Here is a 12474-nt window from a genome sequence, read left to right as displayed (position 1 = left end):
CCTAGTTAGTTTCGCACATTTCCCAACGAAACTCAACCAAAGTGCAAGCTATTCAGCCTGTAAGCGTTTCATCAACGTGTCCAGTTTAATCTGCGTCTGTTGCCAGTTATCATTGTTCAACTGAATCGCGGTCCCCCGTAAAGCCAGCGGCATGGTCAGATCTCGCCGATATTCGGGACTGGCAAAGCGCTGTTTGAGCATTGCCCGGTCATCCCCACGCTGCGTCACACGGGTCAAGAGCTCATCCGGTTGACTGACCGTTAAGAAGATGATGACCGCTTGATCACCCAGCTCCTGCGCATAGGTAATGGCGCCCTTGGTATCCAAGACGATCGCCACAAAGGGGGCCCGTTCAAATCCGGCGGCCAAGCCTTCGCGGGATGACCCGTAGTGGTAGCCCGAATAGAAGACGGACTCCAGGTAGTGGTTCTTCTGAAAACTCTCATCGGTCTCGAAATAATAATCTCGACCATTAACTTCACCCTGCCGCGGTGGCCGTGTCGTATGCGTAATCACCTTCGTAACAGGGTACTGGTCAACCAGATAATCCTGTACCGTGGTCTTTCCCGTTCCAGTAGCGCCCGTAATCACTAAGACCTTATTTGCCATGTTGTGCTCCCGTTAAGAAGGTGTTGGCTTGGGTCAATAAATTCTGCAGATTGGGATAGCTCAGCCGCTCGTGGGCCGTCGCAAAATCAAACCAGCCAAAGTCGCTAATTTCCTCGACTTGGCGATCAATCAGAACATCAGCGGGCACCTGGGCCGTGTAAAGCACCACGTGTTTGTGATGACCATTTTTCATATCATAATCTAGGTCGGCATGGAACTCGGGATTTATCGTCACGTTGAGGCCCGTTTCTTCGCGAATTTCGCGCACGGCCGTGTCAATATCGGTCTCGGTCCCCTCGACGTGCCCCTTGGGGAATCCCCAGAAGTCGCTCGTTGCACTCTTCAATAATAGATATTGCGGTTGCTGGTCCACGAGTCGGTAGACCACAGCGCCGCTTGCATTTTCAGTAATCATTTTAAAGTTGCCTCCTCTTTCACTGATCGACGGCGGATTGACGCTAAAGGCCACGCCGACCACCGGTGCCTCACCCCAAACCGTAAGCAACAGTTCGCGTGAAGTTTAACTTTAACACAGAACATCGACGGCCGGCGAAATTTTTCAGAAAAAATGGGTACGGTGACGCCATGCGACCGTCAAACCCGAACCAGACGATTTATCCTGGATTATCGTCCCCCCCGGTCAGATCAACTCATCGCCATCAAATGGCACAACCACGGCGTTTATTCCCTACCACTAACGCCTTTCTTCCGCTTTCGGATAGCCTTTAGGTCAAGCTCACGATGACCATATCTGTTCTATTCTATCCCGAAACATGCCTTTATGGGTAAAATTTAGCCGAGAATTCGCAAAAGTCTGGCCAACTCTCATTGACTTTTAATTTAAGTCTAGGGTACACTATCCGAGATATCATCATTATTAAGGAGGCTTTTTATGGGTATTTCGCGAATTTTTCGCCGCGAAAGCTTAGATAATTATTTAAAAAGTGACCAGCACTTTGCCAAGACCATGACGGCAAAAGACCTGATGTCATTGGGCATTGGTGCGGTGATTGGAACGGGGATCTTCATTCTTCCTGGGACCATTGCCGCACAGTATAGCGGGCCCGGAATTGTCTTATCCTTTCTACTAGCGGCCATTGTCTGTTCGACAGCGGCCATGTGTTACGCCGAGTTTGCCTCTGTTCTACCAGTGGCCGGGTCCGCTTATTCTTACGGTAACCTTGCCTTTGGCGAAATCATCGGCTGGATTCTGGGTTGGGCCTTGATTCTGGAGTACGTGCTGGCTGTGGCCGCCGTGGCCAACTCCTTTGGGGCCTATTTTAACTCGTTTATCGCTGGGTTCCACGTCTCACTTCCCACGGCGCTCACCGGTCCTTACGACCCCGCTCACGGTACATACGGTAACCTGATCGCGATTCTCGTGGTCTTGCTCATCAGCTGGCTACTCAATCGCGGCATGCGTGAATCGATGCGAATCAATACGATGATTGTCTTTGTCAAAATTGCCATTATTATTCTCTTCGTATTGGTTGGGATCTTTTACGTGAAGCCCGCCAACTGGCAGCCCTTCGCCCCGTTTGGCACCAAGGGAATTCTACGTGGCGCCTCGACCGTCTTCTTCGCTTACTTAGGGTTCGACGTGGTCTCGGCCTCGGCCGCCGAAGTGAAGAATCCCAAGAAGAACATGCCCATTGGGATCATTGGCACGTTGATTGTGGCCTCCGTGCTCTACATGCTAGTCGCCGTGGTCTTAACCGGGATGGTGCACTACACCAAGCTGAACGTCGCCGACCCCGTTGCCTTTGCGCTCACACTTGTCCATCAAAATTGGACCTCAGGGATCATCTCCCTGGGCGCACTGGCCGGCATGTTTACGATGATGGTCACGATGATCTACAGCTCGTCCCGTTTAATCTACGCGGTTGGTCGGGATGGTCTGTTGCCCAAATTTCTGGGGAAGATTGATGCCACCAATGGCACACCGAAGAATAGTCTAGCGGTCATCACCGTTGTCATTGCCTTGCTCGGTGGTTTCGTCCCACTGGCGCAATTGACGAACCTGGTTAACATCGGGACTTTAGTGGCCTTTCTCTTCGTTTCCTTTGGCATTATCCGCTTGCGGCACATCAAGGAACTCCCGGAGAACTCCGGCTTCAAGGTTCCCTGGTATCCCGTGTTACCGATCGTCTCTGGCCTGCTGTGCTTTGGCATGATGCTCCAGTTACCAGCAGAGACTTGGATTGCCTCGTCAATCTGGTTTGCGCTGGGACTCGTCATCTACTTCACCTATGGCATTCGCCACAGTCGGCTCAACGATTCCTCACAAGACTAGACTGCTGAAGTTTAACACGACTCAATTCCCAGCTGATAGAGCATATTGGCATTTACTGGTATGACAACGTTCAGCCGGTTTAATTGGTCAAGTTTCATGGCGCCGTGAATAAACCAAATTTGACACATGATAAGGTGACTAAGACACGACTATCATATAATTATAGTTGTCGTTTGGTCGCATCTAGGCCTCTAGCTTGACTTTGTTTTCAGCCTTCAGGTCTCTTATGTCCCATCTTAACAACCGCCTCAATCATCATCAATTTTCACTGCACTTAACTAATTTAGGAGGGTGATTCATTTGCGTAATCAACAATTTGCCATTCGTCCCACGCAGCCGGCGACGGCCCTACGCGAGCTTGAACGGATTCACTTCTTAACGGCGACGAACCAGAAATTAACCAGTAGTAGTGCCTTGCTTCAAGATTTTTACGCTAAGAGTTGGCCGGAATACACCACGACCACGGTCGTTCATCAGCAGCTTGCTAACCTCATGGCGACGCCAGATGTTGATGGGCTGGACTTCTTAACCACGCACGAAACGGTCCCCGTCACGGTCTTTTATAATCTGGCACTACAACGTTTGAACTTCCAACCGGGCTTAGACTTTCAATTAGCCGATCCGTTAGCCGCCATGGCTAAGATCCAGTTGCCCGTGGCCCCCCACGCCGGTCAAGACTTTACCCTGGCTGAGCTTAAGCAAGCCTGGTACCTGCTGTTAACCACGCACACCAAGGATGGTCAAACCTTCTTGGATCATCTGACAACACACGGGTACTTTGCCCCCTTTGTCCACGATGCCAGTGTGGAAAAGCCGTTGCTCTTCAATGGCAAGGCACAAGCCGTCTTCGACACCACGCGATTGATTCGCGAGGTCGTCTACGTTGAAAGTCCCCAAGACACCGATGGCGATGGTCAACGTGATCTGCTCAAAGCCGAAATCATTCGCCCAGCCGAAACAGAGGATGGCCTCAAGGTGCCCGTTCTGTACACGGCGAGCCCCTACAACCAGGGTACCAACGATGAGGCGGGCGACCAAATGATGCACAACGTCAACGTACCGCTGGAGCCCAAACAGCCCAACGATTTGACGGCCGAAGATGTTACCGCGCAACCCGCTACCACGCCGGTTCCCGCGCCCCGTCCCGTCACCACCACGACCAAGACGGCCGAAGAAACCTTCGCGCGCGAGCAATCCTACACGCTCAACGACTACTTCCTCGCGCGCGGCTTCGCGGTCGTCTACGCCGCCGGGATTGGGACGCTTGATTCCGATGGCGTTCGTACCACCGGTGATCCTGAGGAAACCACCTCGACCATTGCCATTATTGAGTGGTTGGCCGGCAACCGTACCGCCTTTACCAGTCGTGCGGCTACGCAAGCCATTCCCGCCTGGTGGAGCAATCACGCGGTCGCCATGACCGGGCGTTCCTACCTGGGAACGTTAGCGACTGCCGCCGCCACCACTGGCGTCACGGGGCTAAAGACGGTGATCTCCGAAGCTGCCATTTCAAATTGGTACGACTACTACCGCGATGGTGGGTTAGTCATTGCTCCCGGCGGTTTCCCTGGCGAAGATACCGACGTATTAGCCGAAGAAACCTTCAGTCGTCAGCTCAAGGCCGGTGACTACCACCGGATTCAGGCGAAATGGCAGGCTGATCTCGCCGCTATCACGCATGGTCAGGACCGCGCAACCGGGAACTACAACCGTTTCTGGGACGCCCGGAACTATTTGAAGAATGTCAAGAACATCAAGGCCGATCTGCTGCTGGTTCACGGTTTAAACGACTGGAACGTTAAACCCCGCAACGTCAACAACTTGTGGAATGCCGTTCGAGATTTGCCCGTGACCAAAAAGTTGATCTTACACCAGGGGCAACACATCTACATCAATGCCTTTCGCTCGATTGACTACACGGACATCGTCAATCTTTGGTTGACCCACGAGTTGCTCGGTGTCGACAACCAGGCCGAAACGCTGTTGCCCAACGTGATTATTCAGGACAACGTGACACCAGAAACCTGGCATGCCACCACCGACTGGGATGCCCCTAGCAATCCCCAACGCGTCTTCAACCTGCAACACGATGAATTGGTCGATCAGGCGACCCACGAACCCATGGAATTTGCCACCAGCTTCAGCGACCAACTGCCAACCGCTCAGTACCAGCACTACACCAAGGATATTGCGGCTTGGCAAACGGCCTTACTGGGCGACAAGCATAACGACATGTTCGGTCACCGCTTAATCTTCAAGTCCGCCGTCTTAAAGGACGATTTGATCCTAGACGGCAAGCCAACCGTCAAGCTTCAGGTGGCGGTCAACCAACCGGTCGGCATGCTCAGCTTCCAGATTGTGGACTATGGCGAGGCGAAACGGCTGGGCGTCAGTCCAACGCCGCTGCGAATTAATCTGGATGAAGGCTACCGTTGGCGCGAAGACAACCTGCGTGAATTCCAGACCACTAAGGTCACGCCCTGGAAGATGATCACCAAGGGCCACCGGAACCTGCAGAACCGAACCAACGCTTACCACGTCGACCCGCTCAAGCCTAATCAGTTCTACGATTTAAGCGTCACCCTACAGCCAACACATTACAAGTTGCTGGCGGGACATCAACTGGGGTTGGTGGTCTACGCCACGGACTTTGGGATGACGGTTCGGGGGAATCAGGACCTGCAATACTCCGTCCAACTCGGCGAATCCTCACTGACGATTCCATTTGTTGAAAAATAAGCGTGCGACACCACCATCAACTTTGGTTTCGGAATTTTACTGACAGTGATAAACTATGATTAACTCATTAGAAACGGGGGAATTTCATTATGAAACAAGGCACGACGATTATTACCTTAGACAACGGCTACCACCTCTGGACCAACACCCAAGGCACCGGCGACATTCATTTGCTCGCCCTTCACGGTGGCCCTGGTGGTAACCATGAATACTGGGAAGACACAGCCAAGCAATTAGCCGCCCAAGGCCTGAACGTTCAGGTCCACATGTACGATCAATTGGGGTCCTGGTACTCCGATCAACCCGACTATAGCGACCCCGAGACGGCCAAGAAGTATCTGACCTATGATTACTTCCTGGATGAAGTCGAAGAAGTTCGCCAAAAGTTGGGCATCGACAAGTTCTACCTGATTGGCCAATCCTGGGGTGGCGCCTTAGTTCAAATGTACGCCGCTAAGTACGGTCAACACTTAAAGGGCGCGATCATTTCTTCCATGGTTGATAACATTGACGAATACGTTGAAAGCATCAACCATATCCGGGAAACGGTCTTATCCGCCGACCAAGTGGCCTACATGAAACAAGTCGAAGCCAACGGCAACTATGACGATCCGACCTACCAAAGCTACGTGGACATCTTAAACGATGGCTACGTGGACCGGAAGAAGCCGGCCGCCATTTCCCACCTAATCAGCACGATGGCTACCGACGTTTACGGTGCCTTCCAGGGTGACAACGAATTCGTCATCAAGGGTAAGCTGAAGGAATGGAACTTCCGTGACCACTTGAAGGAAATCAAGGTCCCAACCCTGTTAACCTTTGGAGAACACGAAACCATGCCGATCGCCACCGGTAAGAAGATGGCCGAACTCATCCCCCACTCTCGCTTCGTCACCACGCCTGAAGGGGGCCACCACCACATGATCGACAACGCTCCCGTTTATTACGATCACTTGGCAACGTTTATCCGCGATGTGGAAAACGATAATTTTAATGCTTAAACGTTAAACGAAAATCGTCCAGTCAATTCCCATTGAGAATTGGCTGGACGATTTTTTAATTTTATTTGCTTAACAACTGAACCGACTTAGTGAATCACAACCTTCATCCCATAAGGCACGTTGGTATAAACCCACTTAGCATCAGCGACTGACAACCGGACACAGCCGTGTGAAGCGGCCGTCTTACCCAGTTCTTCGGCCTCGCTCTTGATGAACTTTCCATTCTGGTCGGTTGGCACACTGTGGAAGAGATAAATCCCATGATCCTTCCAGGAAACCCAGTATTTCGCCCCTTCACCAGATGACTGATTGTAGAAGAATTTCCCGCGTTCGGCCTGAATGTAGAAGGTCCCGTGTGGCGTGCCATTTTCCTTGCCCGTTCCCGTGGAACAGTACATGGTATAGAGTGTCTGGTTCCCATCTTTAATGTAGACCCGTTGCTTACTGGTATTCACATCCAGCCAGGCATTCGGGTGCTGCTTCAAGTTGGGATAAGCCTTGTCCTCAGATGGCTCACGCCAATTAATCTTTTTGACCGTTGCTTTTTTAGGCGTTGTGTTCTGAGTCGTTTGCGTTGTTGCCGTCTTATCCGCCGACGAGTGTTGGATGACCCGGTTAATCCCCAGGGCCGCCACGACGACTAAGATCACAATCACCATTAATTGTCTGAAACGTCTCATGCTTTGCCGTCCCTTTCTCCTGAACTTTATTCTACCGTCAACTTTAACGGATTTTCCCAGAAAAGGAAACGATTTTTACCGAAACGTAATCTTCCTGCAACGTTAGTTTTGGACGTTCTTCAAACTCAGCTTCTCAACGTTCAAAATCTTATCGACTAATCCCGTGTAGAAGCTAGCCTCATGGCTGACGATAATCGCATTTCCCGGAAAGTTTGCGATGGCTTCCTTCAAGGCCTGCTTGGTCTCGTCGTCCAAATGGTTCGTGGGTTCGTCCATGATTAGGAAGTTAGCCGGTTCAAATTCCAGCAACGCCAACTTGACCTTGGTCTGTTCGCCCCCGGAGAGCTCGCCGATCGGCTTCATGGCGTTCGCGGAATCCAAGCCACACTTGGACAACTTTCCCCGAATGGCCTTTTGCGGTAACTTTTCATACTTCGCCTGGATAATCTGCAGCGGCGTCTGCCGATTGTTATCCCAAACCAAATCCTGACTGAAGTAGCTGATGCGTGCGGACGGCGAGAAGGACGCCTCCCCACCCTTGGCCTTAATGATCCCTAGGATGGACTTAATCAGCGTTGACTTGCCGACCCCGTTGAACCCGGTCAGGCCGACTTTTTGGTCGGTCGTTACGGAGAACGTCACGGGCTTCAACAACGGACGATCGTACCCCACGGAGAGTTGATCGACCACCAACGCATTCTGTGACCCGGTTTCCTGATAAGGGAAATCGAAGTGCGCCTGAATATTGGTCGAGGGCGGATCGACCCGATCCATCCGGTTCAGCATCTTTTCCCGGGACTTCGCCATGGTTGACTTGGACCCGGCCTTGTTCTTACGAATAAAGCGTTCGGCCTTTTCAATCACAACCTGTTGCTTGTCGAACTCACGTTGCTGGGCCTTTTCCTTTTCGCCCCGCTGCCGCATGGCCTGCTTGAAGTTACCCCGATACTTGGTAATCTGGCCGAACGCCACGTTAATGATACAGTTGGTCACGTCCTGCAAGAAATCGTAATCATGGGACACAATCAACGCTGCGCCATCGAATCCGTTCAGGTAATCCTCTAGCCACGCAATGTGCGCCGTATCCAGGTAGTTGGTCGGTTCGTCCAGTAAAATAACGTCCGGCGTTTCCAGCAGTAATTTCGCCAAAATAATCTTCGACCGTTGTCCCCCGGACATCTTGGCCACTTCATGGTCACGGCCCATGTCATCGAGGCCTAACCCGGAAATCACCCGTTCAATCTGCGTTTCCACGTCGTAAAAGTTCCGAGCATCCAGTTCTTCTTGAATCCGACCGGCCCGTTCCAAGAGCTTATCATCCATGCTTTCGGCGTATTCCGTGTATAATGCGGTCATCCGGTCATTCATTTCATATAAATCAGCGTAGGCGGTATGCAAAAAGTCAATCAACGTCATCCCCGCTGGAATGTCCGCGTATTGGTCCAAGTAGCCCACGTGGGTCTTCTTTTGCCACTTCACTGAACCCGTCAGTGGCAACTCCTGTCCCGTAATAATCTTGATTAAGGTTGACTTGCCGACCCCGTTTTGCCCAACGACGCCCATGTGCTCGCCTTTCTCCAGGGTAAAACTGGCCCCCTCATAGAGCTTCTTATCGGCGAAGCTCATGCTCAGGTCGTCAACTTCTAGTAATGGCACGTGTATCCTTCCCTTCTTCTCTCACGCAAGAAAAAAGCCCCGACAACGTCAAGGCCTCTTCCCAAACGACAATATATAAGTAGTAACTTACCACGAAACGCCCGGGTTCGTCAACTTCACGGCTTAGGGTCTTTCCTGAAAACTATGCTATAATAGTGAAAATTTACTTCTAAGGACTGAAGCTTTCATGAATATTCGAAACATTGACCACATTACCCTGACCGTCAGCGATATCGAGCGTTCCGTGCGCTGGTACCACGAAGTTTTTGACCTGCCCATCATCGAACTTGACGATGGCCGGCGCGGCGTTAAACTGGGCAAGCAAAAGCTAAATTTTCAGCAAAGTGACGATCTACATCTACCAGTCGCCAAGCACCCGACGGTCGGTGGCGCAGACTTCGCCATCATCGCGACCGATCCGCTGGCTAACATTCTCTCCCACCTCACCAACTACGCGGTCGAAATCGTTGACGGCCCCATCCCCAAGCAGGGCGCCCTGGGTCCCATGACCTCAGTCTACGTCCGCGACCCCGATGAGAACCTCATCGAGATTGGTAAATACGACAACTAACCACATTCACTCACTAACATTGGAGGACTGCTTGCATGAATTTGTTGAACAAGGGTCTCAACTGGCTGCTTGACTGGGTACTTCGAGACCTCAAATGGCTGGGTTTCCTGTTACTTTACCTGATAGACAGCCTCTTTCTCACCCAGGCCACCTTGCAGGCCAGCCACGGATCCGCGACTAACCGTACCATCGGGATGATGCTGATTTACACCGGTCTTCTTCTGGGGTTCATCACCTGGCGCTATCAGAAACAGCTTCAGCGGCACAATCCGCGACAATTTGGCCGCACCCCCTTTACCGGTAAGACCGTCAGTCAGCTCATTGGCCTCTTTATCCTGATGCTGGCGATCCAATATGCGTGGACCATTCTCATTGCCACCCACATTCTCCCGAGTCCGGCCAACCAACAGGCGATTAATCAACAGGTCACCCAATTGCCCTTCTGGAATCTAGCCTACGCGATTCTGTTGGCCCCGGTGATTGAGGAACTCATCTTCCGCGGCATCTTCCTCAACTACTTCTTCAGTAAGAATACCAAGCTGATGAATTTCCTGGGCATCTTCGTCTCCGGCATCATCTTTGGTTTCATGCACGTTGCGAGCTTCACGCCAACCCTGCTGATGTATTCGGCACTGGGCTGGGTGTTGGGCTACAGCTACCTGCATTTCCGCGATATTCGTTACGATATGACCCTGCATTTCTTAAATAATGCCATGTCCCTTATCTGAGGACACATGAAAAGCCCGAGGCAGTCGCCCCGAGCTTTTTTATGTATGGCCGCTGCCCCATGATTTCCTAGTTCTCACGGTTCGCGTCCGTTACGTTTCTTGGGCAACGCTAACGGGAATCCCCGTTTAATGCGCGTTGCAGTCGCTCCACTCAGCTTTAAATGCAGATTCTCCCGGCCACCAACAGCCCGTGACCTGTGAATCTGGTTACAGTATAGACCATGTTGGGTTGGTTGGATAGGAAACTCCCACATATCCCGCAAGGTGCCGTGCGGTGACGAAGACAAGCGGCGCGGATTGCCGGCAACGCCGACCACACGCCCTAACACGGCGCGACTGAGTACCTTAAATGGCCCAGACCTGCCGGGCAACGTCAATGACCCGCTGTAATTTATTCCATTCCTCTTCCTGCGTCAACAGGTTGCCCACCGTGGACGAGGCAAAACCACACTGCGTTGAGAGACCCAGGTTCTCTAAGGGAACGTGGGTGGCGGCTTCATTTAAGCGCTGAATCAAGGCTTCTTTCGATTCGAGTTCAGGCGTCTTGGACGTCACCAATCCCAGAATCAAGCGTTTATTGGCATCATTGTGCCAAATCTCATCGAGCGGTTCAAACCCACCGGCCCGCTGGCTGTCGTACTCCAGGAAGAGGCCATCATAGTTCAGTTGCCCCAGGTACTTAGCCACCACGTCATAGCTTCCCGAAAAGACATACGTTGACTTAAAGTTTCCCCGGCAAATGTGCGTGGTGGTCGTCAGATCGGCCGGCAAGTCCTTCAAGACGGCGTTAATCAGGGCTACCGCGTCCTGGGCCTGGCTCTCGAAATTCGCATGGGCGCCGGGATCATCCTCGGTGGCGTTGAGCTCGCTAATGAGGTAGGCCCAATTGGTATCGTCGAGTTGGAGATACCGATTTCCCAACGCATAGAACTGTAGAATCGTTTGGTGGTAAGCGTCCGCGAGATCGCTGAGGTAGGCATCCCAATCGGCATAAACATCGTGCCAGTTGGCGCCAAACAATAACGTTGGCGATGGAATCGTCTGCTTAACCGTCACGCCCGCTGGCACCAGCGATTGGGTGTATTTAAAGTCGTCAAAGAACGGATGGTCCGGATTAAAGGCAACTTTGTCCACCAACTGGGCCGTATGGAGTTTGTTTTCCCCACCGGCAAACGAAATCGATTCCTTGAAGTGCTTGCTGATCCCGGTCAGATCTTTCCAAAAGTCCAAGTGCCACCAGTTTCGGTCGAATTCGCCATCGGTGACCGCCTTCAACCCCAGAGCGACCTCTTGATCCACGACCGTCTTGGTTTCGGCCCGTTGAACTTGTTTCAGTTCAGCTGCCGAAATGTCACCGCGGTTAAACTGAGCCAAAGCATGCTTTAACGCCGGCGTGCGGAGTAAACTTCCAACAACATCGTAATGGTACGGAAACTTTATCTGTGTTGCTTCGGTCATTTGCGATTCCTCCCTACTTTGTATCCGGAACGACAGCGAAGGCGCGCACGGGAAAGCCCGGTGCCTTCTCCGCTTTTGGCACGGAAATGAAAATGTAAGCGCCCGTCGCCGGCACCAAATCCAAATTATCCAGTAACTCCACTTGATAGTGCCCGTGGGACAAGACGTAGTATTCGCCAACCAGGCCGTTTTCTTGCTTGACCGCCGTATCGGTATCAAACGTCTCGTGCCCATTGGCCGTCACGTGACGTTGTTCGTAAATAAACTTCAGGGCTTCTAAGTCCCAGCCGGGATAATGGGCCTGACCGTGATCGTCTAAATTCTCAAACTTAGCTTGACTCAGCCAACGTTTGCCCCAATCGGTACGTAGCGCTACGAAGGAATCGGCAGGAATCTTACCGTGCTGCTTCTCCCACGCCTGAATGTCGGCCACGCTCAACGAGGCATCCGGGCTCTTGGCCACGGCGGCCGACCGGTCAATCACGACCAGCGGCAAGACCAACTGTTTTAACGCCAAATCTTCGACATACTTATCTTGATGAGCGTCAAAGTGAATGGGCGGATCGATGTGGGTCCCAAATTGGCCGGGGAACGTGTACTGCTTAACGAAGAAGCCATCCGCGTGGGTAAAGATCGTCTTAAACTCCGGCTTCGCAAACGATGGGAACCGCGGACTATCTGGCCCGAAGGTATGGGTCAAATCCACCCAGTTATAGGCTTTCAATTATTCAATGGTCTG

Annotated in this window: 11 protein-coding genes; 5 read left to right on the top strand and 6 right to left on the bottom strand. The window is 52.1% G+C overall.

Going from position 1 to position 12474, the window contains the following annotated elements; all coding sequences use genetic code 11:
- Nucleotides 1-48 precede the first annotated feature (48 nt).
- Nucleotides 49-609 carry a guanylate kinase gene (locus HEQ50_RS02450; protein WP_168898916.1) on the bottom strand — a complete coding sequence of 187 codons (561 nt, stop codon included), beginning with the start codon at nucleotides 607-609 and terminating at the stop codon, nucleotides 49-51.
- Entirely contained in the window at nucleotides 599-1024 is a 426-nt protein-coding gene (locus HEQ50_RS02445; protein WP_168898914.1) for a bis(5'-nucleosyl)-tetraphosphatase, read from the bottom strand. The genes HEQ50_RS02450 and HEQ50_RS02445 overlap by 11 nt, the downstream gene beginning before the upstream one ends.
- A 477-nt stretch (nucleotides 1025-1501) precedes the next feature.
- Here HEQ50_RS02445 and HEQ50_RS02440 point away from each other — a divergent pair, with 477 nt between their 5' ends.
- The 3 genes from HEQ50_RS02440 to HEQ50_RS02430 all read left to right on the top strand — a co-directional run bounded on the left by HEQ50_RS02440 (nucleotide 1502) and on the right by HEQ50_RS02430 (nucleotide 6642).
- On the top strand, nucleotides 1502-2902 hold the full coding sequence (locus HEQ50_RS02440) for an APC family permease (RefSeq protein WP_168898912.1): 1401 nt from the start codon (nucleotides 1502-1504) through the stop codon (nucleotides 2900-2902).
- A 300-nt stretch (nucleotides 2903-3202) separates the two neighbouring features.
- Nucleotides 3203-5641 carry a Xaa-Pro dipeptidyl-peptidase gene (locus tag HEQ50_RS02435; protein WP_168898910.1) on the top strand — a complete coding sequence of 813 codons (2439 nt, stop codon included), beginning with the start codon at nucleotides 3203-3205 and terminating at the stop codon, nucleotides 5639-5641.
- 89 nt (nucleotides 5642-5730) lie between these two features.
- The gene (locus tag HEQ50_RS02430; RefSeq protein ID WP_168898908.1) at nucleotides 5731-6642 is read left to right on the top strand and encodes a proline-specific peptidase family protein; all 912 of its coding nucleotides are present in this window, start codon (nucleotides 5731-5733) and stop codon (nucleotides 6640-6642) included.
- Nucleotides 6643-6728: 86 nt separating this feature from the next.
- On the opposite strand, the gene HEQ50_RS02425 is transcribed toward HEQ50_RS02430, so the two are convergent.
- Together HEQ50_RS02425 and HEQ50_RS02420 are read right to left on the bottom strand one after the other, a co-directional pair.
- Nucleotides 6729-7322, bottom strand: coding sequence for a L,D-transpeptidase (locus HEQ50_RS02425; protein ID WP_168898907.1), 594 nt, complete (start codon nucleotides 7320-7322; stop codon nucleotides 6729-6731).
- A 102-nt stretch (nucleotides 7323-7424) separates the two neighbouring features.
- The gene (locus tag HEQ50_RS02420) at nucleotides 7425-8948 is read right to left on the bottom strand and encodes an ABC-F family ATP-binding cassette domain-containing protein (protein WP_211089174.1); all 1524 of its coding nucleotides are present in this window, start codon (nucleotides 8946-8948) and stop codon (nucleotides 7425-7427) included.
- Between the two features lie 217 nt (nucleotides 8949-9165).
- Between HEQ50_RS02420 and HEQ50_RS02415 the strand changes: the two genes are divergently transcribed.
- Together HEQ50_RS02415 and HEQ50_RS02410 are read left to right on the top strand one after the other, a co-directional pair.
- Nucleotides 9166-9549: a VOC family protein gene (locus HEQ50_RS02415; RefSeq protein ID WP_168898903.1), complete on the top strand. Its 384-nt coding sequence runs from the start codon at nucleotides 9166-9168 to the stop codon at nucleotides 9547-9549.
- A gap of 35 nt (nucleotides 9550-9584) precedes the next feature.
- Entirely contained in the window at nucleotides 9585-10277 is a 693-nt protein-coding gene (locus HEQ50_RS02410; protein ID WP_168898902.1) for a CPBP family intramembrane glutamic endopeptidase, read from the top strand.
- A 345-nt stretch (nucleotides 10278-10622) separates the two neighbouring features.
- Here HEQ50_RS02410 and HEQ50_RS02405 read toward each other — a convergent pair whose 3' ends face one another.
- Together HEQ50_RS02405 and HEQ50_RS02400 are read right to left on the bottom strand one after the other, a co-directional pair.
- Nucleotides 10623-11735, bottom strand: a complete 1113-nt coding sequence (locus tag HEQ50_RS02405) for a 5-methyltetrahydropteroyltriglutamate--homocysteine S-methyltransferase (protein ID WP_168898901.1) — start codon at nucleotides 11733-11735, stop codon at nucleotides 10623-10625.
- 13 nt (nucleotides 11736-11748) lie between these two features.
- Nucleotides 11749-12459: a cyclase family protein gene (locus tag HEQ50_RS02400; RefSeq protein ID WP_168898899.1), complete on the bottom strand. Its 711-nt coding sequence runs from the start codon at nucleotides 12457-12459 to the stop codon at nucleotides 11749-11751.
- Between the last annotated feature and the right edge of the window lie 15 nt (nucleotides 12460-12474).

Origin of the sequence: Lactobacillus sp. HBUAS51381, assembly GCF_012641095.1 — a bacterium.
In the GTDB taxonomy this organism is placed as follows: Bacteria; Bacillota; Bacilli; order Lactobacillales; family Lactobacillaceae; genus Levilactobacillus.
Note: the sequence above shows the minus strand (reverse complement) of the source record. Positions and strands in the feature narration are given on the sequence as shown.

Excerpts from the sequence above, each read along its gene's own strand:
- HEQ50_RS02430 (WP_168898908.1), top strand. The coding sequence starts at position 5,731 with ATGAAACAAGGCACGACGATTATTACCTTAGACAACGGCTACCACCTC.
- HEQ50_RS02405 (WP_168898901.1), bottom strand. The coding sequence starts at position 11,735 with ATGACCGAAGCAACACAGATAAAGTTTCCGTACCATTACGATGTTGTT.
- HEQ50_RS02440 (WP_168898912.1), top strand. The coding sequence starts at position 1,502 with ATGGGTATTTCGCGAATTTTTCGCCGCGAAAGCTTAGATAATTATTTA.
- HEQ50_RS02450 (WP_168898916.1), bottom strand. The coding sequence starts at position 609 with ATGGCAAATAAGGTCTTAGTGATTACGGGCGCTACTGGAACGGGAAAG.
- HEQ50_RS02445 (WP_168898914.1), bottom strand. The coding sequence starts at position 1,024 with ATGATTACTGAAAATGCAAGCGGCGCTGTGGTCTACCGACTCGTGGAC.
- HEQ50_RS02410 (WP_168898902.1), top strand. The coding sequence starts at position 9,585 with ATGAATTTGTTGAACAAGGGTCTCAACTGGCTGCTTGACTGGGTACTT.
- HEQ50_RS02425 (WP_168898907.1), bottom strand. The coding sequence starts at position 7,322 with ATGAGACGTTTCAGACAATTAATGGTGATTGTGATCTTAGTCGTCGTG.
- HEQ50_RS02420 (WP_211089174.1), bottom strand. The coding sequence starts at position 8,948 with ATGAGCTTCGCCGATAAGAAGCTCTATGAGGGGGCCAGTTTTACCCTG.
- HEQ50_RS02415 (WP_168898903.1), top strand. The coding sequence starts at position 9,166 with ATGAATATTCGAAACATTGACCACATTACCCTGACCGTCAGCGATATC.